Raw genomic sequence first — 22,775 nt, 5'->3', positions numbered from 1 at the left:
GTCCCCCTGGCCCTTATCTTCACCCACTACGAGTTTCCCGGGCGGTCCGTGTTTTCCGCGCTGGCCATCCTGCCCATCGTCCTTCCGCCCCTGGTGGGCGTGCTCGCCTTCCTGTTTCTCTACAGCGAAAGCGGCATGGTCCCACGCCTCATCCAGGCGGCCCTGGGACTCGAGCGGCCACCCTTCTCGCTGAACGGGGTGTGGGCCGTGCTGCTCGTGCACGGCTACACCATGTACGTCTTCTTCTACCTCTTCACCTCGGCGGCGCTTCGGGGCATCGATCCCGCGGTCATGGAGGCGGCCCGCAATCTGGGCGCGTCGTCGTGGTTCAGCTTCCGGACCGTCACCCTGCCCCTGCTCACGCCCGCCATGGTGGGGGCGACGCTCCTGGTCTTCATGACGTCCATGAACTCCTTCAGCGCGCCCTTCATCTTCGCCGGCGGATTCCGGTTCCTGAGCCTCAACATCTACACGTCCAAGCTGAACGGCGACATGGCCATGGCCGTCACGCAGACCGTGGTCCTCTCCGCCTTCTCCATCGCCTTTCTGTTCTGGATGCGCCGTTACGAGGGGCGGCGGCAGTACGCCATGAGCACCAAGGGCACGGCGACGGTCCGGCGCGAAATCCGGGGACGCTGGGCGCGCCTGCTCGCGGGCGCCGCGGGGATCGCCATGGTGGTGGTGCTCCTGCTGCCCCACCTGACCATCCTCCTGCTGTCCTTCGTCCAGGACGGCACGTGGACCCACCAGATCCTGCCCCAGGTCTATACGTCGGACAACTACGGCCGCCTCTTCCAGGACCCCACCTTCTGGGAACCGATCCGGAACAGCCTGAACATGGCAGTGGTCTCCACGGCGGCCGACGTGGCGATCGGCGTCACCGCGGCCTACCTGGTCGTCAAGGGTACATTCCGGGGACGAAAGATGCTTGATGCCCTCGTGATGGTGCCCTGGGCCCTGCCCGGCACGGTGGTGGCCATCAACCTGATCGTCGCCTTCAGCCAGGGCACGCCTTTCAGTTTCGGACAGGTGCTGGTGGGTTCCTTCTGGCTCCTGCCCATCGCGTACTTCGTCCGTCACCTGCCCATCGTGTTCCGGGCGTCCTCGGCGGCCTTCAGGCAGCTGGACGACTCCCTGGAGGAGGCAGCGCGCAACCTGGGCGCGGGGTGGTTCTATGCCTTCCGCCGGGTCACCCTGCCCCTCATCGGCCCGGGCGTACTCGCCGGCACGCTGCTGGCCTTCGTTACCGCCCTGGGTGAATTCGTGGCCTCCATTTTGCTCTACGTCTACGACAACCGGCCCATCGCCATGGAGATCCTTTCCCATCTGCGCCAGTTCAACATCGGCAGCGCCGCGGCCTACGCCGTTCTGCTACTGCTCCTCGTATCCGTCGTGCTGCTGGGTTCCAACTACTTCTCCCGCGGTACGGCGCAGCGAAGCCTGTCCTGACCTGCTGACCTTCCATACAGGCGACCCCATGACCCATGCCATCCGGAGCTTTTAGTAACCCGTGCTCAAGCGTTCCGACTACTTCCTCTTCACTTCCGCTTTTGTCATGGACTTCTGCACGGGCCTGGTGTCCTTCGCCGTGCCGCTCAGGGCCCTTGACATGGGCGCTTCTGTGGTGGAACTCGGGTTCATAGGCACCGCGGGCTCGCTCAGCTTCACCCTGGCCTGCACCTTCACGGGCAAACTGGCCGACCGCTTCGACCGGCGCCGGATCCTGGCCATCGCCTCCGGGTTGACCGCGCTGGTGTTCGGCATGCTCTTTCTGGCGGTGAACTACTGGATGCTACTCGCGGGCACGGCCATGGGATGGGGACTGCTGGCCCTCTTCTGGCCGTCCGTGCAGGCGATGCTGGCCGAGGGCCGCAGCCGTACCCAGCTGGTCAAGACCCTCGGCACGTTCAACATATTCTGGACCATGGGATTCATGCTGGGCCCATTGGCGGGGGGCTATCTCTATCTCGTGGGACCAACCGTGCCCTTTGCCACCGGCACGATCGGCATGGTCCTGCTTACGCTGGCGATCGCGTTCCTGCGCTTCCGGCCCGACATATCGCAGGAGGCTGATCCCGAAGAAGAGCCGCAGGAACGAACGCGCGAGGACACGGCGCGCTTCCGCTGGATCGCCTGGACGGCCAATTTCACGGCATTCTTCATGATCGGCATGCTCAACAACCAGTTTCCAAAGCTCGCTACCGAACTCCTCATCCGGGCCGATACGCTCGGTATACTGCTCGCCATCCCGCGGGTCCTGCAGATGGCGGTCTTTCTCATCGCGCGGTACACGACCTGGTGGCAGTTCCGCCTCAGACCCCTCGTTCTTCCCCAGATCGCCGCCGTGATCGGCATGGTGGTCGTCGCGACGCAGGATGCCACCGTGGTGCTGGCCTTCGCTTTCGGGACCGTCGGGTTGCTGGTCGGCGCCGCCTTCTCGGCCAGCCAGTTCTATTCCTTTTTCCAGGAGGAACGCAAAGGGGAAAAGGGCGCGCGCAACGAGATGATCGTCGGCATGGGCATGGTATCCGGTCCCCTGGTCGGCGGCCTGTTGGCCCAGCTCATCGGACTGCGCATGCCCTACGTGCTGTGCTGCCTCGTGCTGATCGTGGGTATGATCGTCGAGTACCGGTGGTACCGGAAGCGGACTCAAGGAGTGAGGACCGGGGACTAGCGATTGAGATTCAGGGATCGGGGCTTGCTTCGTACGCCGAAATCGCGATCACTTAAAAAACGCCGAGATGTCTTCGCTTAAATCCGACGAATACATTATCAGTCCGATTTACCACATTCACCAGATGCAGGTGATGCCGTGTCCTATTATCCCATTGATACCCACGCCACGGTCCGCGAATTCGAAGCCGCGGGCATCGAGACGAGGCAGGCGGAAGCCATCGTCAAGGCGATGACGTGGAGCCGGAACGACCTTGTGACGAAGACAGATCTCGCGGGATTCGCGAAGAAAGAGGATCTGGAGGAACTTAAATCTCGTTTGGATGCGCTAAGCGCGAAGATGGAGCGATTCGCAACTAAGGCCTTTCTTGAAAAGTTCGCGACGAAGGAAGACCTGAAGCGATTCGCGACCAAAGAGGATTTGGCCGGATTCGCGACGAAAGAAGACCTGGAGCGTTTCGCCACGAAGGAGGATCTGGAGGAACTTAAGTCTCGCGTTGATTCGTTAAGTGCGAAGATGGAGCGCTACGCCACGAAGGAAGATCTGGTTGTTATAAGGGCCGAGATGGCTGCGATGAAATCAGACCTGGAAAAGCAGATCAGCAGCGCCGTCAACAAGATGATGATATGTATGATCACCATGTCCGCGCTGATCGTCGGTATGATGAAATACCTTTGATCGTCCACGAGCATCCACCCTCGAGTCGGCCACCAACGAGCCCCCAAGGGCAGTAGGACAATAGAAAACGCCGGTCAACCTTCGGCGATCCGCTTGATCTCGTCCAACCCCTTGGGCCAGGTCTCGTTGAAGTACTCCACGTAGTCGTTGAACGTATCCGTTACAACGGTCAGGTGGGTGCCGCCTTCCACGTCCTTCAGCGTGTAGTTCTCGAACGCCGGCGTCCATGCTTTCACCTCGTCGCTTTCCGTGTCCTCCACGCCATTGACAATATACCCGAGATGCCGTATGGACATGAACTCGTGGGGCCGGTTTGCGTCGATCATGCTGATCATGCCGTCGCTCCCCGCGTTCAGGAACCGAATTTCACTGCCTTCGCTCCAGTCCCCGACAAAGTAGGACCCTTCGGCGAAAAGGCTCGTCCACCTTCGAAAAGATTCGTCCTCGAACAGGGCCTGCCACACCTGTTCCCTCGAAGCGTTTATCGTAATCGAATAGCTGAGTTTCTCGGTGGCGTTTTGATCTGACATCGCTCTGTCCCTTCTCCAGGTTTGTTGCTCTCCAGTACTGTCTGCTTTCCTTGTCTGTTTACTTTCCAACGCCTGTTTTCGTCAACCACTTCGCGCTTCGTCTTGCATCATGGGCATTATCCTTGACCAATCGCCGCCTCTTCGACCACCTCCGGCAGGCGCACCAGTGCCTTTGCCAAACGGTCGACACACGTCTCTTTCCCCAGGACGGCGATCAAATGGAACAGGGACGGTCCGGCCATTTCTCCGGTCAGCGCTACGCGGCAGGGATGGATGAACTGGGCTGCCTTCAATCCTTCCCGTTCCGACAGATTCCGGACGACCTCCTCTACCGCCTCCGTGTCGAACTGTGCAAGCGCGGCGAATTCATCGCGAAGCCATCCGATCCGCGCTGCCACGGCATCCGGTTCTTTTGCCCAGTGCTTCCGGACGGCCTTGGGATTGTAGTCGAAGTCGTCCGTGAAGAAAAACCTCCCCTGCACCGCGAAATCGGCCAGCGTGCGGCACCGTTCCCGCAGCAGGCCGACGACTTCCATCGCGTAGTCGTGGTCTACGGGCTGACCGCCTGACAGACTGTCAACCTGCCCGCCTGGCTGTCCGCCGCCGATGAGTCCCGCACGTACCAGGAACGGCATCGCCAGCGTCCACAGCTCCTCGTTGGAGCGGGTCATGATGTGTTGGCCGTTGAGCCACTCGAATTTGCGCAGGTCGAAGACGGTGTCCCGCTTGTGGACCTGGTCCAGGGAGAACCGCTCCATGAGTTCGGCGCGGGTGAAGAACTCCTGGTCGTCGCCGGTCTGCCACCCGAGCAGCGAGAGGAAGTTGACCACGGCGTCGGGCAGGTAGCCGGCGTCGCGGTATTCGGAGACGGACACGGCGCCGTGACGCTTCGACAGCTTCTTCTTGTCCTCCCCCAGGATGCTGGGTAGATGGGCGAAATCCGGCAGTTCGGCACCCAGGGCCTGGAACAGGTGGATATGCTTGGTGGTGTTGGTGACGTGGTCGATGCCGCGGATTACGTGAGACACGTTCATGTCCACGTCGTCGGCCACCACGGCCAGGTGGTACAGGGGCGTGCCGTTGGACCGGACGATGACGAAATCGTCGATGGTCTCGTTCTCCACCGCGATCTCACCCAGGATCCGGTCCCGGAATACGGTCTTCCCCTCGGGGATCTTGAGCCGGATGACCGGCTTGCGGCCCTCGGCCTCCAGGGCTTGCGCCTCGCCATCGGTGATGTCCGCATAGCGGCGGTCGTTCCGCCAGGACCGGCCCGCCGCAAGGGCTTCCTTCTTTTTCGCTTCCAGCTCTTCGGGCAGATAGTAGCACCGGTAGGCTGCGCCGCTATCGACCAGGGCTAGGGCCCGGGCGACATGCCGGTCGAACCGCTGGGACTGGTAGACTACCTCTTCGTCCCAGTCCATGCCCATCCACTCCAGCACCTCGAATATGGCATCGACCCACTCGGGTCGGGAGCGGGCGGTGTCGGTGTCTTCGATGCGCAGGAGAAAACGGCCCTTCTCCCTGCGGGCGAAGAGCCAGTTGAACAAGCCCGTATGGGCGCTGCCGATGTGGAGCAGCCCGGTGGGACTGGGGGCGAAGCGAACGCGTACGGGCCGGGACATGGGTCGTCAGGATGCCTGGGGATCTGAAGCGCCGCCGTCTGCCGCCGAGGTCGAAGCACTCGAGGCTTCAGGCGGAGCGGGAGGCGTGGCGTCCGCCGGTGCGGGAGTTGCTGCAGGAATGACGGATGCCGGCGGCTCCAGGGTCATGGTCACACCGCCCATCGCGCCGGCCAGCAGATTATACAGCCAGGTGCCCAGCGAGACCACCAGGGCGCCGAGCACGGCATACAAAATGGTTATCACGATCCAGGCTATGACCGCGATGAATCCCGTGGCTCCCACGATATAACCCATCTCGTCGGGCATGCCTTCGGACATCCCCACCATACCCATGAAACTCGCCATCAACGTGATCATCACGGCGTATAGCGCTCCGACCACGAAACCCACGGCGCCGGCGATGAGAAAGGTAATCTTGCACGCGGACCATGGGTCGATTCGCTTCAGCTCGTACCTCATAGGTGGTGCTCCAGGTAGCATTTCGTGGAAGGGTTCCCGGTTCGGACCAGAACCCGGCGGCGGCCGCCATTCAACCGAAGAAGAACAGCGGCTTGACTACGAACGGAGAGGGAGGGATTCGAACCCTCGGTAGGTTTTTGACCCACAATCGCTTAGCAGGCGATCCGATTCAGCCACTCTCGCACCTCTCCCAAGAGATTTCCGTGTCGCTGGACGGTGGGGGTGGGATTCGAACCCACGGTACCCGCAAAGGTACAACGGTTTTCAAGACCGTCTCTTTCGGCCACTCAGACACCCCACCTGACAGGCGGCAATATAGGCTTTGAAGGAGGCAGGTGTCAACGTAAAACGGCGGTCAGCATGGCCTATTGGGCCCCTACGGAACGTCCTGCAACTCCCCGGAGCGCTTGACCTGGTTTGACGGGTCCTTTAGTTTAACTTTTTAACCAATTGCACAACGGTAAGTCGTCGTCTGCGGCGCAACGTTTACGAAATCCCGTGCAGAACCATACCCGTCCAGGATTCGGTATCGCATCGGGCTGTCCTATGAGCCCGTGTGAAGTGCCGATGTGAAGTACCCGTTAGAAGTGCTCGTGACTGGAGGCAAGTTCCATGAAACAGCGAATCTGGCGAGTCACCCGTTTCGTGCTGTTCTTCCTGTTTATCGCGACGTATCCTGCTTCCCACTACGCCTCGCCAGGTGTATCTACGAGCGAGGCCGGCTTATTCGTTGCGGATGGCTTTTTCTCTGCTGACGGCTCTTTCCCGGCGGAAGGCACGAAGTCAGGGGATGGCGTGAGATCCGGGGAGACCATACCGGGTGATGAAGACTGTTACACGGAGATCGCGTCTATCGACTTCGGGGATTGGAGTGAGAAGCTCGAGAACAACCGGTTCCGCCATGTCTACCAGTACATCGACGCGTATCCCTACTATCGCCGCGTCAGCGACGTGTACGTGGGCATCGAGACGGTCCGGTACTTTCCGAATTCAGTCAAGCCGAACCGGGCCTACTGGAGAAACGTGGACGGAAGAAAGGGGGTCGGCGCCAACGGCCATTTCTCGCTCATCCAGGACTTCCGCGGTGAATCGAACGTTATGGGCGTCGCGGTCGGTATCAATGTGTCCGACGAGTTTGCGTTTATCTTCTACGATCGGGACAGCGATACAAACGCCAGTCATTATGCGCATGGTGCGAGAGCGGGCCTGCTCGACGTAATGACGACAATTGGGAACGAAGCGATATTCATTGATGTGGCAAAGGCAGGAAACTGGCGCATCGGTCCCGATACGAAGCTCCGGGCGTGGAGCTCGCGCTTCCTGGATTCGGACGGCGATTGGAACGAAGGGATTTATTCTAACAAGCTGTTCAGGACGTTGTATTTCATCGAAAGCCAGGTGACGGTTGCGGGGGTCGAGCGTGAAGTGAACAAGATCTGCAGGCTGGCCTGGTCTCCCGTGGCGGTGACGAATTCAGACAAACTGGTTCCGGCCATCGAGGCAGAACTGGCGCGCCGGGCGGACCGGATACACGCGTTGCGGATCGTCAATAACGAAGTGCCGGCATCGCGGGTGGAATGGCGGTCCGCTTTCAACAACTTGCGTCCCGAGACGTTCATTCATGCGCTGACGGTGCCGCGGAGTCATTCCGGCGACATCGGCGTCAGTACTGAATTCGGTGAAATTGCGATCACCTTTACGCGCGATCCTTACAGCGACCAGATCCACTACCGCCCTGAAAAGGTGTGGAGGCTGGACGGCGCACAGCACAACTCCGGATTGTATCACTTCTACATTCAGGGACGTCTGTCCGTCGACGGACAGGACCTGGGGTGGATCATCGACGCCAGGATCGGTACCTACTGGCGGTGCTGCGACGAGAACACCTACAACCTGAAGCACCAGAAGTTTGGGATGCAGTGGAGGAATGTCGACAGGGATGACTACCGCATGCGATGCGGGTCCGATGAGTGCGAGGTGTTCATCAGGAAAGGAGTCCTGCGGTCACGCTGAGAACCCCGTCGTGGATGCTCCTCTCCAACCGTTTTCTAACTTCCGATAGAAACTGGTTTCTACCGCTTAGCCAGATCTCTCAATCAACCGCATCAGATTTGACACATGATCCTTCAGACGACGTCTGCCCTCTTCGGTGAGCTGGTACCAGGTCACGGGGCGTCGGTCACGAAACGTCTTTTCGATCGACAGGTAACCAGCATCCTCGAGCTTGCGCAGGTGCGTACCGATGCTTCCGTCCTTCTCATCGAGGACCTGTTTTAGCCTGCTAAATGACATCATTTCGTGCTTCGAAAGCAGGACACAGATGGCAAGGCGAACACGGTGTTCGAGGAGTCCCGCGAGGAACTCCAGTTCCTGCAGAGACGAAACGTCGGGATCAGTCGGCGGCATCTGGTTTTTCCTTACCGAGACATGCTGCTACCAAAAGAGCTCCTGCAATGACGACACCCGAGGCGGTCGAGCCATACCCCGGTAGATAAAGGATGACGGGGAAACAGATTCCTATCACTATGCCGACCGGTACGAGACGCCGGTCCAGATGCAGGCCCGCATAAAAATAGGCCAGGGCGAGCACAAGCACCGAGAGAGCGCCAATGCCGGAGCCGGTTAACTTCCCTCCCGTGACCAATAACCCAACGAGTACGACCGTGACCATGTATGCCAGCCAATGCTTTACCCAACGCATCCCTCTTTCTATATCCGCCTGGCCGATGCGTGCACATGCCCGTGACCCGAGCCACATGGACAGGAGGAATCCGACAGGAGCTGCGACCCACCAGTACCACCTTATCCAACTTTTGTCGTCGACAAAATCGGACATGGGTAGGCCAAAGAGTATAATGACCGCCCAAAGTACATAGATGGAGCTGAAGGGGACGCTGTCCGAACGGTGTGCTGCGTCACGGACAAAGGCCAGATCCTCCCTGAGTTTTCCTATGTCAGACATGATGTACTCCTTGTTGATGAGAACTATTATTTAGTGATTACTCTTAATTATAGAGTATAAAAACGTTTATGTCAACAGAAAAACAAAATACGCTGAGATTTAAGGAGATACGGATGGAATTCGAAGTCGTCGACAGCCTACTGTGCTGGGTGGTTGATACGCCGCCCAGCCCCGGCATGGAACCCGGTGGATGTTTATGGTAGGATCAGTTGTAATTGGCTTCAGGAAATACGTTTGCCTTGGCTGGACGAATGTGCAACTACCAATCAAATCCGCAGTCTATCCTGTTCATGGAGCAGGATTAACGAAGCATCGTACGTCCTGAATTAAGTCCGCACCGTCAGCCCGTCGTGGAGGGCGGTGCGGTAGGCTTTGAGGGCGGGTACGAAACCGATCAGGAACCCGGCTGTCACCACGGCGCCCAGGAAGAGTAACTCGATCGAGCCGGGGGGGCTGATCGGGATGAAGAGCCCTACCTGCGCCTCGACCAGGGACTGTCCGGCCAGGAGCAGCACATACACCAGCACGAACCCGGCGAGTGCCCCCGCGGCGGCCAGGCACACCGACTCGAGCACCAGCAGGGAGACGATCCGTTTGGGCCCGGCTCCGACAGCGCGCAGGATCGCCATCTCCCGTCGACGCTCATCGAGCGAAGTGTAGAGCGAGACCAGCATACCCAGCAACCCTACCAGCACGACGAAGATCGAGATCAACCGTAGGCCGGTCTCGGCGTAACCCAGGCTGCGCCACATCTCGTTCAGGGCGACACCCGGGATCACGGCCATCATCGGCTCGTCCTCGAAGTCGTTGATTTCGCGCTGCAGCTGGAGTACGTCCCTGCGGTCGGTCGTGCCTACGAAGAACGACGTCACCTGATTGACTTCGACGTCCTCAATCGATAACTCCGCTTCCACGTGTGCATGGCCGTCGTCCTCGTGCGCGTGTCCGTCGTCAGTCTGGACCGCTCCTGTCTCTTCGTGGTCGTGTCCGTCGTCTGCAGCAGCTACCTCGGCCTCGTGATCATGGTCATGGGCTTGGTCATCGGCTGCATCCTCTTCATGGTCGTGTTCGTCGTGATCTTCGGCCGCATCCTCGTCGTGGGCATGATCGTCATGGTCGTGTCCGTCGTGATCTTCGGCCGCATCTTCGTCGCGGGCATGATGGTCGTGTCCGTCGTCCGCCGGGGCTTCCTCCGTCTCTTCGTGCGCGTGTCCGTCGTGGTCGTGTCCTTCGCCAGCAGCAGCTACCTCGGCTTCGTGATCGTGGTCATGGGCTTGGTCATCGGCTGCATCCTCTTCGTGGTCGTGTCCGTCGTGGTCGTCGGCTGCATCCTCGTCGTGGGCATGATCGTCATGATCGTGTCCGTCGTGGTCTTCGGCCGCATCCTCGTCGTGGGCATGATCGTCATGGTCGTGTCCTGCGTGGTCATCGGCCGCATCCTCGTCGTGGTCGTGCCCGTCGACTTCCGCCTCCCCTTCCTCGTGATGGTGCCCGTCATCCGCGGAAGCCGTATCGTCCTCGTGGTCGTGCCCGTCATCCGCCGAAGCCGCCTCCGCCTCGTGGTCGTGCCCGTCATCCGCCGAAGCCGCCTCCGCCTCATGGTCGTGCCCGTCGTCCTCCAGGTGGATGGCCTCCATACCTTCGAGGGTCACGTAGAGGGCGCGATCAACGGGGGTAAACGTCTTGGCGAGGACACCCACGACCGTGAAGGGCATGTGGTCGTGGACCAGGAAACCCACCTCGCTGAGCCCGTGCGTCACGGCGATCTCGTCACCCAGCGAGTAGTTCAATTCTGCCGCCACGTCTGCGCCCAGGGTCACGTCGAGCAGGTCCTCGCTTGCCCGTCCCTCCGCCAGCGCGACTTCCTGGCCGCCTCGGTAGCGGTAGTGGCGATAGAAGTCATCGTTCGTGCCGATGACCCGGAACCCTCTATGGCTGTCCCCCAGGCTGTAGGGGATGGTCCATTCGACGGCGGGGTGCTCCGCCCACTGCCGGTAAGCCTCCCACGAAACATTCTCTGTCGGCGCGCCCATGCCGAAGACCGAATACAGCAGCAGCTGAATCGTGCCGCCCTTGGTACCTACGATCAGGTCAGTCTGGCTTATGGTGTTGGAGAAACTCTCACGCATGCCCACGCGCACGTTCTCGACGCCCACCAGGAGGGCGACGCTGAGGGCGATGGAGCCCACCGTGAGCGAGGTGCTGAAGGCGCGGTTGCGGAGCGACTTGAGCGCGAGGTCCAGAACCAGCATCAGTTTACCGCCTTGTTGATGTCGGGGAGCGATATGGTACGGGAGAACATGCCCTCAAGGGTGCGGTCGTGGCTCACGAACACCAGCGTTGCACCGGCACGCTCGCATTCCTGGAAGAGCAGTTCGAGGAAGTCCTCGCGGCGGTCAAAATCCAGGGAGGAGGTCGGCTCATCGGCGACGATGAGCTCCGGCGCCCCGATGAGCGCACGACAGGCCGCCACCCGTTGCTGCTGCCCCACCGAGAGTTCGGTAACCGGCTTCTTCAGCAGATCGCCAATGTGGAGTTGATTGGCCAGCTGCGCGGCGGTCTCCTTCACGCCCGTGCCGTCCAGCCGGGTCCGTCGCCCCGCGTGCATGCGCACAGGAAGGGTGATGTTGTCGAGCACCGACAGGTAGGGGATGAGGTTGAACATCTGGAAGACATAGCCGATGTGCTCCGCACGGAAAGCGTCCCGCTGTGCGCCCGAAAGTGAGGTGAGGTCCTCGCCCAGTACGCTGACCTCTCCCTCATTCGCTTCCAGGACCCCCGCCAGCACGCCGAGCAGTGTCGTCTTGCCGCTGCCGCTGGGGCCGAACAGGAACGCGCGCGTTCCTTGCTCGACGGTCAATTCAGGGATGTCCAGCACCCAGGGGCCGTCGCCGTAACGGTAGCGCAGGTTCCGTATGTCGATAGTGTGGCTCAACTATGACCTTTCCTGTAAGGCGAATCTCTCCATAAACCGCGCGGCCTAGGTTCGGCAAGTGCGCGATCTGTATACATGCAGTCGTCCGCGTCGTTACATGCGGTAATCCGTTACAGAGATCAGTACTCGTAAGGATAAACCCGCTTGCCGGTGATGGTGAAGCCGACATAACCGTATACACTCTTGGTCAACTCGATCTTGATAACGCCTTCGACCCACACCGGGTTCCACCCGTTCAAAAACGCCCATTTGTCCTTTTCCATCTCGATGTAGATTAGCTGGTTGGGCGGGGGTGGCGGTGTGTGGATGCAGGCGCCGACATAGGGAACGAGTAGGAATTCCGTCACCGAGGACGCCCAGTCTTCAAGAGGTACCGCAAATCCGGGGACCTTGACCAGTTTGCCGTCTAGCGCCGCCAACTCCTTGCCCGGTTTGCCGGTGCGGTAGTCGAGGCTGGCCAGTATGTGCCAGCCCACCTTGATGGGTTCGTTGTCCTGTACGTATGGAGGTGCGTCGACCGGGGGCTCAGGGACGGGCTTCGGGGCGGCCTCCGGGGGTTCATGCACAACACTAAGGGACACCACGACCAACAAGGCGGCGGCAATAAAGAGTAGTCTACGGCTGGCGCCAATCATCGAAAACTCCGGTTGTGAGGTCGTCCGTTCGTTATATATAGCATACAACCAACTATTGGCAATATAAATGTATATGCTTCCTGGTTCATGCCGAGCAGATTCCTGGAAGCTGCGAGGGCTACCTGGCGCACCACCAGCCCTCAACGCAGATCACGATGGTCGAAACCCCGGGAAATCGAAACAAGCGGATGAAATGAAAACTCGAATCCGTCCTTTCCGTCAGATCCTTCTCCTGGCATTCGCGCTCCTGGCGTTTACGCTCCTGGCGTTCACGACCCCCGCGTGCGACAAGCCGACGTCCAGCGTTATCAGCGAACTGCAGATCCGGCTAGCGGCGCAGTCTCCGAACCGGCGGCACGTCGAATCCATCGTATTGCAATTCTCCGAGATGGCCGTACGCTCCGCCGCGAACAGCGAGTACGGAACCCCTGGCGCTCTGCCGCACACGATCGACCTGGCCGAACTGGGTGGGAGCGAAACCCGTATCCTGGATGTATTCTCCGTGGCCGAAGGCAGGTACGACGCGGCACGGCTCAAACTCGACGGCGTAACCGTGACGCTGACGAACGGTTCGCAGTTCAGCGAGGTATTCTCGCCACCGCTCAGCGTGGAGATCGTCGTCCAGGGTACTACCCCCGTAGTCGTTGAGCGAAACCGAAAGGCCGATGCGGTCATCGATTTCGACCCCATGCGTTCGATCACCCTCGAAGGAGACACGCGGCAGGTCCATGCCATCACCGGTTTCAGGTTTCGGCCCGTGGTCCGCCTGGTCGACCTGGCGAGTTCGGGACAGGTATCCGGTACCGTCAAGCACGATAACGGCACGCCCGCGGTCCTCCGGGACGATGTGCCGCTGCCCGGCTACCCGGTTACCCTCTTTCAACCCGGCGGGACGGATTCGGTGACGGTACGATCCAACGACACGGGCCGTTATTCCGCTTTCTTCATGCCGGCCGGGTCTTACGCCATGTACGTTCCGCAGACCGAAGAAACCGAAGCCTGGTCAGCGGAAATCGTCGAAGTGACGACCGCCAGTACCACCCGCCAGGACATCATCCTCGCCAGGCGCTGATGTCGCGGCCGGAGTGGTTGATGTCGCGGCCGGAGTGGTTGATGTCGCGGCCGGAGCGGATGATCTCGCGGATAATGATACCTTGACGGTATCGGGGCCGGTCTGCACATTGCCTTTCTGTTATCAGGAAAACAGGTTGGCCCGAATACGTGCAATTCCTGGACCGCGGTCCGGTGCGATTTCCACTGCGTGGGAAGGGGCGTTTGATGGCGTTTTACATGTACCTGTCCATAACCGGCGAAGGCAAAATCGCCATTTACGAAATGGATCCGGACAGCGGCGCACTGACCTTTAATGAAGATGTCGCCGCGGGCCCCGGCGTGATGCCCCTGGTTGCGGATGACCGCCTTGAACGTCTGTACGCCGGACTGCGCGGCGTACCGTCGGTACAGACCTACAGCCTGGATCGCAGAACGGGCGGCATAACGCTGCTGGGTACGACGCCATTCGACTGGGACACGACGTACATGTCCCTGGACAACACCGGCCGTTTTCTGCTGTCGGCTTCCAACGGGCACGCCGTGGCGGGCGTCCATGCCATCGGTTCGGGCGGTATCGTCCAGGCGCCGCCGGTGGACCGGCAAAAGACCGCACGGGGCGCCCACTACATACAGACCGACCGGTCGAACCGTTTCGCCTTCGTGCCCCACGTGTCGGAATCGAACACGATCTGCCAGTTCAAGTTCGACGAGCACACCGGCAGGCTGATTCCGAACGATCCGCCCCGGGTGGAGCAGCCCCCGGATACGGAACCGCGGCACTATTGCCACCATCCCAAGCTGAATGTGCTGTACGTCGACAATGAGAAGGCAAGCAGCGTGACGGCCTACCGCTTCGATCCGGACCGGGGAACACTGGAGGCGATGCAGACGGTGTCGACGTTACCCGCGGATTTCACCGGCGAGAACACCTGCGCGCAGTTCCACATACATCCAACGGGCCGGTTCATATACGTGAGCAACCGGGGCCACGACAGCATTGCCGGATTCGCGATCGACCCGGACTCCGGGATGCTGCGTGCCATCGGGCATGCGCCGACCGAGCAGACGCCCCGCGCCTTCAACCTGGATCCACAGGGCCGGTTTCTCTACGCCGCGGGCCAGGCAATGGGTAAACTGGCATCCTACGGGATCGACCAGGACTCGGGCGCGCTTGCGCCGCTCGAAGTGTACGACGTGGGACCATCGCCGGCCTGGGTGATGGTCCTGGACATGGATGCTTAAGGACGGACGGGAGTAAACCATGGCTTCCACCTTTGATCTCCTCGTAACCGACGGCATGGTCGTCAACCAGGAAGGCGTGACCGCCGCCACGGTCGCCGTACAGGACGGACGCATCGCGGGCGTGCTCGAACCCGACGCCCGGCCCAATAGCGCACAGCAGATTTCCGCGAAGGGCCTGCACGTACTGCCCGGCCTGATCGATCCCCACGTACACCTCCGATCGCCGGGCCATGAAGAGCGGGAAGACCCCGTCTCCGGCACGAGCGCCGCGGCCGCCGGCGGTATCACGACCCTGCTCGAGATGCCCATCTCACCGGTTGCGGCCAGTTCCGCCGAGGGACTCCGCAAGCGGGGCGAGGCCATCGGCGAACATGCGCTGATCGATTTCGGTCTCTACGGGGCGGCCGGCCATCAGAACGTGGACCTTATCGCCGAGGTGGCCGAGGCGGGCGCCGTGGCCTTCAAGACCTTCCTGACGGCGCCGCCGACCCATCGCGAGGGCGAGTTCTTCGGCCTCTGGTGCCTGGACTACTCGCTGCTGCGGGACGTTATGGCCGCCACGGCCGCCACGGGCCTGCGCCACAGCTTCCACTGCGAGAACTGGCCCATGATCGAGACGCTCATCGCCCGGCTGTCCGCCCAGGGCCGCAACGACGGTCTGGCCCATGCGGAAAGCCGGCCCTCCATCGTGGAAGACACCTCAGTCGCCATCATGATGAGCCTGGCCGCCGAGGCGGGCGGCCCCGTGGAAGTCGTGCACCTTTCGAGCCCCCGGGCCGCGCAGATGGTGAAGGAGGCCAAGGCGCGGGGCCTCGACGTCATCGCCGAGACCTGTCCCCAGTACCTCTTCCTGACCGACCAGGTCCTCTCCGCCCACCGCGGCTTTGCCAAGTGCAACCCGGCCCTGCGGCCGGCCGAAGAGGTCGAAGCGCTCTGGTCCTATCTGCACGACGGCACGTTGGAGTTCGTCGGCAGCGACCATTCCCCCTTCCGGCCGGAAGAGAAGGAAGGGGAAGACATCTTCGCCATACCGCCCGGCCTGCCCGGCCTGGAATCCATGGCGCCCCTGATGCTGACCGCGGTCAACGACGGCCGGCTGTCGATCACCGACCTGGTGCGGCTGATGTCGACCCGCCAGGCCGAGATCTTCCGGCTTCCCGGCAAGGGACGCATCGCCATCGGAAACGACGCCGATCTCACCTTCGTGGACCTGGACGCGCGGTGGACCTTCGACCGGAACCAGTGCTTCACCAAGGCAAGGGACGTCATGCGCATCGTGCACGGCATGCCCATGAAGGGCCGTGTCCTGCGTACCATGGTGCGCGGGGAGACGGTGTACGAGGACGGCAGGATCACGGGCCGGCCCGGTTACGGCCGGTGGCTGAAACCCAACTGACCGGAGAAAACCGTTTGACGGCAGGAAACGGCGGAATGCTGAAACCCGGCTGATTGAAAGGACAAAGCATGGCAGTTCCAGATCCCAAAGGCGTGTACACCATAGCGCCGACGCCTTTCGAAGAAGACGGCAGCCTGGATACGGGCAGCCTCTCGACGCTGACCAACTTCCTCATCGACCTGGGGATCGACGGGATGACCGTCCTAGGTGTCCTGGGCGAGACCAGCAAACTGGTCGAAGCCGAACGGGACCGGGTCATCGGGGGCGTGGTAGAAGCCGCTGCGGGACGGATCCCGATCTGCGCAGGAACCAGCCACACGGGGACGGACGGATGCGTCGCACTCAGCCGGCGGGCCGAGGAACTGGGCGCTTCCTCGCTCATGGTGGCGCCGCCGAAGCTGGCCAGGGGCACGGACGAAGCCCTGCTCGCCCACTACCTCAAGGTGGCCGACGCCGTATCGATACCCCTCGTGATCCAGGACCACCCCACCAGCAGCGGCGTCCAGATGAGCATCGAGTTCATCGCGACGGTGGCCGACCGGTCTCCGCAATGCCGGTTTCTCAAGCTGGAAGAAGAGCCGACTCCGCGCAAGGCCAGCCAGGTGCTCGCGGCCAATCCCGACGTGGAGATCTTCGGCGGACTGGGCGGCGTCATGCTCCTGGAGGAACTGCGCCACGGCTGCATGGGCACCATGACCGGCTTCGCCTACCCCGATATCCTGAAGGACATCCACACGAAGTACATGTCCGGCGACATCGACGGCGCCACCGAGACCTTCTACAGGTACTGTCCCCTGATCCGCTTCGAGGCCCAGACCGGCATCGGGTTGTCCATCCGCAAGAACGTCTACCAGCGGCGCGGCGCGATTAAGACCGCACGGGCGCGCCAGCCTTACGTCCCCCTGGACGACGGGACCCTGGCGGACCTGAACGATCTGCTGACGAGACTCGGATTGGAGTGATCGCTAAGGGCGAGGTACGCGCGGGCAGCGGCGCGGACGAGGGCGCAAGCGGCGGCGCCGACACGAGCGCTCAATCCAGCAAGTAACGCGGTCGCTCAATCCCGCCAGTCGAGCAGGACCCCCAGCGCATCGCCCGGCTTTTGGTAGAGCAGCGCGAAGGCGTCTGCCGCCTGGTGCCAGGGGAAACGGTGCGTGGTCATTCGATCGGTCCGGATCGCGCCCGATGCGAGGAGTTCCATGGCGCGACGGGACTGGCGGGCACCCGCGCACGTCCGGAAATACCCACCCAGCAGTTTGCGACCCTGGATCTTGTTCGATGGCAGCGAAAGCGGCTGGTCCTCGTACAGCCCGATCAGGTGCATCAGCCCGCCAATGGCCAGCATGTCGAGTCCCTGCCCGAAGGCGGCCGGACCCGCGGGACCGCCCACGGCGTAGACCACGATATCGGCACCGAGGCCGTTGGTCAGGCGCTTTACGGCCCTGACGGGATCTTCCTTGCGGGCGTTGATCACCGTATCGGCGCCGCATTCCGCCGCCATGGCGCACCGGTTGGCCAGTGCGTCCACGGCCACCACCCTGCCCACGCCATTTGCCTTGATGACCTGGAGGATCAGGTTGCCCACGAGGCCCTGGCCGAGCACGACCACGGTGTCCTGGGGCTGGATGTCCTCCACTCCCACCCAGGTGACCGCCCCCGCCGTCAGTGGGTAGTACGGGGCGCGGTCGAAGGAAAGGTCCGCCGGCATGGGCATGACGATGGTCTGGTCCCACGGAAAGACGAGCCGCGTCGGCCGGACCACGTACTGGGCATGGGGTGCCAGGGCGACGACTCGGTCGCCGGTTTCAAGGTGTTCGACCCCCTCCCCCAGCGCATCCACCGTACCCGCCATGGAATAGCCCATGATGTCCGGGCTCACCGCGTGTTCCCGCGTGTACCGGCCGCCAAGCTCGGAACCCCGGCTGATGAGGCTGCACATCGCCCTGATCCGGACCTCTCCGGGACCGGGTTCGGGAATCGGCACCTCCTCGAGCTCGATCCGGTGGAGCCCTTCGGGCTTGATGACGCGTTTCATGGTTGAGGTTTTCATTTTCGTCATACCCGAAAATCAATCCAGCGTGAACTTCGCCAGGGTTCTTTGAACGTCGCTGACGTCAATGCCCTTCTTGAACTCTTTCTTAACGGGCAATTCGTTTCCGGAAATCCATATCTTCATCTCGGAGTCAAGGTCAATCCGCCCGGCAGTTTCGAACGAGAAATGGGTAATCGACTTATACGGGATGGAGTGGTACTCCGTCTTTTTGCCGGATATCCCCTGTTTATCCACCAGGATCAGCCGCCGGTCCGTGAAAGCGAACAGGTCTCTGACCAGCTTGAAGACCCGGACCAGTTTCTCTTCCTCTATCAGTATCTGCGAGAACTCCTTTTCCATCTCTTCAACTTCGACCTCCGAAGCGTTGCCCATGACGGCGTTCAGAATCGACACAATGCCTCCTTATGGTTTCTCCCTGTAGTCTCTCCCTGTAGTTTCTCCCTGTAGTCTCTCCCGGTATGTGCTACCCGGATTCTTCCTGAACTATCCTGATTCTTCCTGAACAGTAATGCCGGTAAAGCGGCAGTCCGTCAAGACCGGTCTTCCTCGTCCAGCAGCGCCGCGGCTTTTCGAAGAACGTCATCCATGGCCTCGGCGGGCAATGCGCAGATCCGCACCACCCCGCCGGACCGCCAGTCCACGCTTTCCAGTTGATCGGCCAGGATGATCCCGGTTGCCGGGAGCCCCGCGGGGATCGCGACTTCGAAGGGATAGCCCTTCTCCTCGTCGGTAATGGGACAGAGGAGGGCCAGGCCGGCCCTGCGGTTATAGACCTCGGGCGAAACCGTGACGGCGGGTCGTCCGGAAGGCAGGTAGGTGCCCTTCCCCGACCTGGAATAGATCCACACGATCTCGCCCCGAACCGGTACGTAGCTTGATGTAGCCATTGTCGTCTCCTTGTATCTCGTCAGCCGTGGCTGCCGATGCTGATTCTGCCGTGCAGGTTACGTTTCGAGATGCCCGGCAGCAGGTCGGGCAGTTTGAACCGGGTTCGTTCCAGCGGGACCAGGGTCAGTTCCTTGCCCCGGAGCACGAGTACCACCGGCGAATCGTCCCGGACGCCCATCTGGACGGCGACCGGTTTCGGGATGCGCAGCGCCAGGCTGTTGCCCCATTTCTTAACGCGGGATTTCATGCGAGCCTCCTGTGTAAACGACGTACATACCTCGTCTAGACACACCACCAATGGGTGTATCTACCCTGGTTCGTTAATTGATTAGTCGAGGTAGTTGGAGGAGTCTCGACAGAATAGAAAACGGTTACAAGAATCTCCGCTGTTGCCATGGGAGCCACCATAGACGAGGCCCTGATGAACGCGGAAGAAGCACTTAGGGATTATGCGATCGAAACCGAAATGGACGGCGATGCGGTTGTGCAGCCATGCGAACTGGACGAAGTCGTGGTTGACCCGGGCCAGATATTGACGGCTGTCCCACTGATCCGTCAATCCGGTCGAAGCGTACGCATACATATGGCCATCAACGAGGGCGTGGCAGTCTTTATAGACAGCGAGGCGAACCGGCGAGGAATGACACGTACGGCTTACGTGGAATGGATGGCGCGGCGTATCGCCATGATGGGTGGATAAAGGCAGGTTACTGCATCGTCTTCCGCAGGGTATACCGTCCCGGTTCGGGGACGTACCCCAGCTTGCGGTTGATCGCCAGCATGGGGGCGTTCATCGAATCATTGTGCGTGCTGATCGACCGTGCGCCCTGGCTTCGGGCATAGCGTATCGCGGCGAGCTTCAGCGCCAGGGCGATATGTCGCCTGCGGTATGGCCGGATTACCCCGGTGTGCACGTTGAATGCCTCACGTACCTCCGGGTAGAGCCGAACGGCGCAGATCCCAACCCATTGATCGCCGTCGGCTGCGAATAACTGGCCGTCCGGACGATACCAGCCCGACTCGTAGACCCACTCGTTGAACTCCTCGAAGGACAGCCCGGGTTCCGTCCAACCCGGCACATCCCGGTCCGTTATCGCATTGACTTCGTAGAGTTTCCTGCGCGCTTCTGGCGTATCTCCGAAATCTGCAAGGGAGTATATCCGTATACCCGATGCCGCATGGTCCTCGATGAACTGCGCATGGGGTGAGTCGTCGAAGCGATCCAGGTCCAGGCTCGACTGAAACAGGTGCCGGTCATTTTCGAATCCCCGCCATATTGCGAAGGCCTGTGAAACGGCGCAGTCGTCACGGACTTCGCTGGTCACCGTGCAGGCGTTGTGGTGCTTAAGAAACGCCAGCATGTCCGAGTATAGTGCCGCGCCGATGCCCCGTCCGCGCCACCCCGGCGCCACCCCGGCCCAGGCGTAGAACTGTCCTTCCGGATCCCAGGTTTCGTGGACCGACACCGCGTAACCCGCCACGGCATCGTCGACCTCCGTCACAGCCACCTGGCGATAGCTGATTCTGCCCGGTGCGTCGTGGGTCAACCACTCGTGCACGGTCTCTTCGGATACGGGATTCTGCTCGAAGGCATTAACGACGGAAGCGATGCCGGATTCATCGGTGGAAGGAAGGGCGGGGCGGAGACGGAACATGAGGTTGGATGGGTAGAGATCCTATTGCCTGTAGCCTGCAGCGAGCCGCCCTACACCAGCACCCCGGGCATGGGCTTGAACTGGCAGGCCTCGACGAAGACATCGAAGAAGTCGGGGGTGGTTTCGAGTTCAACGTGCTCGATCTTTTTGACCAGTGCCTCCAGTTCCGCGCGGCGGGAGCGGGACAGGAGGATCTCCCGGGCGCCCTGGACGGCGGCGTTGCCGACCTTGACGATGCGCTCCTCGGGCACGGGGGCCAGGAACCCGATGTCGATGGCGTTGCGCACGTCCACGTAGTTGGCGAAACCCCCGGCGAGGAAGAGGCGGTCCACGTCGCCGGGCGCGACGCCGAACGTACGCATCACGATATACTGCCCGCAGTAGTTGGCGGCCTTGGCCTGGGCCAGGTTGCTGGCGTCCTGCCGGGACAGGGTGATACCTGACTCGGCCACGACGTCCACTTCGAACTGTTTCCGGTCAGAAAAAACGCCTTTCGGGCTCATCATGCCGTGGCGGCGCAGTTCCGCGAGCAGGTCGATCAGTCCGGAGCCGCAGATGCCCTGGGGCGCGGTATCGCCGATGGTGCTCCAGGCGAACCGCCCATCTTCCCACTTCAGCGATTCGATAGCGCCTTCGTAGCCCGGCATGCCGTACTGGATGCCGCCGCCCTCGAAGGCGGGTCCCGCGGGACATGATGCCGTGATCATGCGCCCGTTGCCCGCCACGACCACCTCGGTGTTGGTGCCCACGTCCACGAGCATGGATACGCCCGGCTGCGCGGCCAGTTCGACGGTGGCCAGGTCGGCCGCCACGTCGCCGCCCACGTGGCTGGCGATGAGGGGCATACCGTAGACCCGGGCCTTCGGATTGGCCCGGAGCCCCAGGCGGCGCGTGCCGATGGTGAGCGCCGTGGTCTCCCGCTCGCCCGCGAGGTATTCGTTTTCGATCATGGATTTGTAAGGCTTCTGGCCGATACTCTGCACGTCGAGCCGGAAGAAGAGGTCCCGCATGGTGGCGTTGCCCGCCACGACGATCTCGTAGATCTCCTGCCGCACCGTGCCCGTGCGTTCGCACCAGTCCACGATCTCGTGGTTGACGGCGTTGATGATGGCGTTCCAGAGTTCGTCCTCGAAGGCGCCGTCGTAGGAGATGCGGTGCATCACGTCGCTGCCGCCGAAGCGCTGGGGGTTCTCGAAGGAACAGACGTGGACGCTTTTGCCGGTCTCGAGATCCACGAAGTCCATGACCACCGTGGTCGTGCCCAGGTCGATCGCGAGCCCGTAGACGTGTCCGCGGTACTGGTCCACCTGCTCGCCGTCGTAGAAGACGTCATCGCCCCGCCGGGTAACCACGGGATCGAGCGCCGTCTCCTTTTCTTCGGTAACAGTCAGGATCTTGGGCGTACGCCGCAGGGGTGCGAAGGCGACGTCCACGTTGGGGTCGATGACGCGCGCCTGGCAGGCGAGGCGGTAGTTTTCCCGCAGGAAGGACTCCGGCTTCGTCCGGGGCGCCAGCCCCTCCATCCCCTGCTGGATTTCCACGATGCACTCGTGGCAGATGCCGTTTCGGAAACAGGACGTGGGTACCTGTACGGCGAGATCGTCGGCGTAGTCGAAGATGGACTTGCCGATAACCGAGGGCCGGGTCGTCGTGCCGTCGGTCACCGATCCACCGGTCACCGGTCCGCCGGCCGGGTCCGCGGCCGGGTCCGCGGATGGATCCAAGGGCGCTTCCTCCGTCTCCCAGGCGCTGCGATAGTCAAGCTTGTCATCGCCGCCGCATACAAGCAGTCCGCCGGCTTCACGGGGCTTGCGCTGGTTGCGGCACCCGAACCGGGCGGTGCATTCGTCGAATCGGTTCTTGTAGGGGCAGCGGTAGGTGGCCTGCTCGGTCGCATGGACCATCATGTCCTTGAAGATGGCCGTGATGCGGTCCAGCCGCTCCTGGTACGCCGCCTTGTCGATCTTTTTCATGGGAGAATTAAGGGGAG

23 protein-coding genes and 2 tRNA genes are annotated in these 22,775 nt (G+C 61.5%); 9 read left to right on the top strand and 16 right to left on the bottom strand.

The window, feature by feature from the left end; translation table 11 throughout:
- The 3 genes from OXH56_07375 to OXH56_07365 all read left to right on the top strand — a co-directional run.
- On the top strand, positions 1 to 1,449 hold a 1,449-nt coding region (locus OXH56_07375), incomplete at its 5' end, for an iron ABC transporter permease (protein MCY3555127.1).
- 61 nt (positions 1,450 to 1,510) lie between these two features.
- Positions 1,511 to 2,674, top strand: coding sequence for an MFS transporter (locus tag OXH56_07370; GenBank protein ID MCY3555126.1), 1,164 nt, complete (start codon positions 1,511 to 1,513; stop codon positions 2,672 to 2,674).
- Between the two features lie 138 nt (positions 2,675 to 2,812).
- The gene (locus OXH56_07365; GenBank protein ID MCY3555125.1) at positions 2,813 to 3,352 is read left to right on the top strand and encodes a hypothetical protein; all 540 of its coding nucleotides are present in this window, start codon (positions 2,813 to 2,815) and stop codon (positions 3,350 to 3,352) included.
- 74 nt (positions 3,353 to 3,426) lie between these two features.
- On the opposite strand, the gene OXH56_07360 is transcribed toward OXH56_07365, so the two are convergent.
- The 5 genes from OXH56_07360 to OXH56_07340 form a co-directional block, all read right to left on the bottom strand.
- Positions 3,427 to 3,882 carry an SRPBCC domain-containing protein gene (locus tag OXH56_07360; protein MCY3555124.1) on the bottom strand — a complete coding sequence of 152 codons (456 nt, stop codon included), beginning with the start codon at positions 3,880 to 3,882 and terminating at the stop codon, positions 3,427 to 3,429.
- Positions 3,883 to 3,998: 116 nt separating this feature from the next.
- Positions 3,999 to 5,507: a glutamate--tRNA ligase gene (gene gltX, locus OXH56_07355; protein ID MCY3555123.1), complete on the bottom strand. Its 1,509-nt coding sequence runs from the start codon at positions 5,505 to 5,507 to the stop codon at positions 3,999 to 4,001.
- A 6-nt stretch (positions 5,508 to 5,513) separates the two neighbouring features.
- Positions 5,514 to 5,966 carry a DUF3566 domain-containing protein gene (locus tag OXH56_07350; GenBank protein MCY3555122.1) on the bottom strand — a complete coding sequence of 151 codons (453 nt, stop codon included), beginning with the start codon at positions 5,964 to 5,966 and terminating at the stop codon, positions 5,514 to 5,516.
- Between the two features lie 103 nt (positions 5,967 to 6,069).
- A tRNA-Ser gene (locus OXH56_07345) sits at positions 6,070 to 6,157 on the bottom strand.
- A gap of 23 nt (positions 6,158 to 6,180) precedes the next feature.
- Positions 6,181 to 6,267: transfer RNA gene (locus OXH56_07340), tRNA-Ser, on the bottom strand.
- 311 nt (positions 6,268 to 6,578) lie between these two features.
- On the opposite strand from OXH56_07340, the gene OXH56_07335 reads away from it, so the two are divergent.
- A complete protein-coding gene (locus tag OXH56_07335; GenBank protein MCY3555121.1) occupies positions 6,579 to 7,979 on the top strand; it encodes a hypothetical protein in 1,401 nt (466 codons plus the stop codon).
- Positions 7,980 to 8,045: 66 nt separating this feature from the next.
- Here the strand turns inward: OXH56_07335 and OXH56_07330 are convergent, their stop codons facing one another.
- From OXH56_07330 to OXH56_07310, 5 genes are all read right to left on the bottom strand, one after another.
- Positions 8,046 to 8,372: a transcriptional regulator gene (locus OXH56_07330; protein ID MCY3555120.1), complete on the bottom strand. Its 327-nt coding sequence runs from the start codon at positions 8,370 to 8,372 to the stop codon at positions 8,046 to 8,048.
- On the bottom strand, positions 8,359 to 8,928 hold the full coding sequence (locus OXH56_07325; GenBank protein MCY3555119.1) for a hypothetical protein: 570 nt from the start codon (positions 8,926 to 8,928) through the stop codon (positions 8,359 to 8,361). Before OXH56_07325 ends, OXH56_07330 begins: the two co-directional genes overlap by 14 nt.
- 326 nt (positions 8,929 to 9,254) lie before the next feature.
- Positions 9,255 to 11,180 carry an ABC transporter permease gene (locus OXH56_07320; GenBank protein ID MCY3555118.1) on the bottom strand — a complete coding sequence of 642 codons (1,926 nt, stop codon included), beginning with the start codon at positions 11,178 to 11,180 and terminating at the stop codon, positions 9,255 to 9,257.
- Positions 11,180 to 11,863, bottom strand: coding sequence for an ABC transporter ATP-binding protein (locus tag OXH56_07315; GenBank protein MCY3555117.1), 684 nt, complete (start codon positions 11,861 to 11,863; stop codon positions 11,180 to 11,182). The genes OXH56_07320 and OXH56_07315 overlap by 1 nt, the downstream gene beginning before the upstream one ends.
- Before the next feature lie 119 nt (positions 11,864 to 11,982).
- Positions 11,983 to 12,498 carry a DUF3299 domain-containing protein gene (locus tag OXH56_07310; protein MCY3555116.1) on the bottom strand — a complete coding sequence of 172 codons (516 nt, stop codon included), beginning with the start codon at positions 12,496 to 12,498 and terminating at the stop codon, positions 11,983 to 11,985.
- A gap of 193 nt (positions 12,499 to 12,691) precedes the next feature.
- Here OXH56_07310 and OXH56_07305 point away from each other — a divergent pair, with 193 nt between their 5' ends.
- The 4 genes from OXH56_07305 to OXH56_07290 all read left to right on the top strand — a co-directional run bounded on the left by OXH56_07305 (position 12,692) and on the right by OXH56_07290 (position 17,151).
- Positions 12,692 to 13,570, top strand: coding sequence for a DUF4382 domain-containing protein (locus OXH56_07305; GenBank protein ID MCY3555115.1), 879 nt, complete (start codon positions 12,692 to 12,694; stop codon positions 13,568 to 13,570).
- 206 nt (positions 13,571 to 13,776) lie between these two features.
- Positions 13,777 to 14,793 carry a lactonase family protein gene (locus tag OXH56_07300; protein MCY3555114.1) on the top strand — a complete coding sequence of 339 codons (1,017 nt, stop codon included), beginning with the start codon at positions 13,777 to 13,779 and terminating at the stop codon, positions 14,791 to 14,793.
- Positions 14,794 to 14,812: 19 nt separating this feature from the next.
- Positions 14,813 to 16,189, top strand: coding sequence for a dihydroorotase family protein (locus OXH56_07295; GenBank protein MCY3555113.1), 1,377 nt, complete (start codon positions 14,813 to 14,815; stop codon positions 16,187 to 16,189).
- Between the two features lie 68 nt (positions 16,190 to 16,257).
- The gene (locus OXH56_07290) at positions 16,258 to 17,151 is read left to right on the top strand and encodes a dihydrodipicolinate synthase family protein (protein ID MCY3555112.1); all 894 of its coding nucleotides are present in this window, start codon (positions 16,258 to 16,260) and stop codon (positions 17,149 to 17,151) included.
- 95 nt (positions 17,152 to 17,246) lie between these two features.
- On the opposite strand, the gene OXH56_07285 is transcribed toward OXH56_07290, so the two are convergent.
- The 4 genes from OXH56_07285 to OXH56_07270 all read right to left on the bottom strand — a co-directional run bounded on the left by OXH56_07285 (position 17,247) and on the right by OXH56_07270 (position 19,377).
- On the bottom strand, positions 17,247 to 18,224 hold the full coding sequence (locus OXH56_07285) for a zinc-binding dehydrogenase (protein MCY3555111.1): 978 nt from the start codon (positions 18,222 to 18,224) through the stop codon (positions 17,247 to 17,249).
- Positions 18,225 to 18,257: 33 nt separating this feature from the next.
- The gene (locus tag OXH56_07280) at positions 18,258 to 18,635 is read right to left on the bottom strand and encodes a PH domain-containing protein (GenBank protein ID MCY3555110.1); all 378 of its coding nucleotides are present in this window, start codon (positions 18,633 to 18,635) and stop codon (positions 18,258 to 18,260) included.
- A gap of 137 nt (positions 18,636 to 18,772) precedes the next feature.
- Positions 18,773 to 19,129 (bottom strand): type II toxin-antitoxin system PemK/MazF family toxin, encoded by a 357-nt coding sequence (locus OXH56_07275; GenBank protein ID MCY3555109.1) that lies wholly within the window; start codon positions 19,127 to 19,129, stop codon positions 18,773 to 18,775.
- Between the two features lie 20 nt (positions 19,130 to 19,149).
- Complete coding sequence (locus OXH56_07270; protein ID MCY3555108.1) at positions 19,150 to 19,377, bottom strand: AbrB/MazE/SpoVT family DNA-binding domain-containing protein; 228 nt, start codon at positions 19,375 to 19,377, stop codon at positions 19,150 to 19,152.
- 147 nt (positions 19,378 to 19,524) lie between these two features.
- Here OXH56_07270 and OXH56_07265 point away from each other — a divergent pair, with 147 nt between their 5' ends.
- Positions 19,525 to 19,830, top strand: a complete 306-nt coding sequence (locus OXH56_07265; protein MCY3555107.1) for a type II toxin-antitoxin system HicB family antitoxin — start codon at positions 19,525 to 19,527, stop codon at positions 19,828 to 19,830.
- A gap of 7 nt (positions 19,831 to 19,837) precedes the next feature.
- Here OXH56_07265 and OXH56_07260 read toward each other — a convergent pair whose 3' ends face one another.
- A complete protein-coding gene (locus tag OXH56_07260) occupies positions 19,838 to 20,785 on the bottom strand; it encodes a GNAT family N-acetyltransferase (GenBank protein MCY3555106.1) in 948 nt (315 codons plus the stop codon).
- A 50-nt stretch (positions 20,786 to 20,835) separates the two neighbouring features.
- Positions 20,836 to 22,758: an ASKHA domain-containing protein gene (locus OXH56_07255; GenBank protein MCY3555105.1), complete on the bottom strand. Its 1,923-nt coding sequence runs from the start codon at positions 22,756 to 22,758 to the stop codon at positions 20,836 to 20,838.
- Between the last annotated feature and the right edge of the window lie 17 nt (positions 22,759 to 22,775).

The organism is Gemmatimonadota bacterium (assembly GCA_026702745.1).
GTDB lineage: Bacteria > JAAXHH01 > JAAXHH01 > JAAXHH01 > JAAXHH01 > JAAXHH01.
The sequence above is the reverse complement of the archived record's forward strand: the minus strand, read 5'-3'. Positions and strand labels throughout refer to the sequence as shown.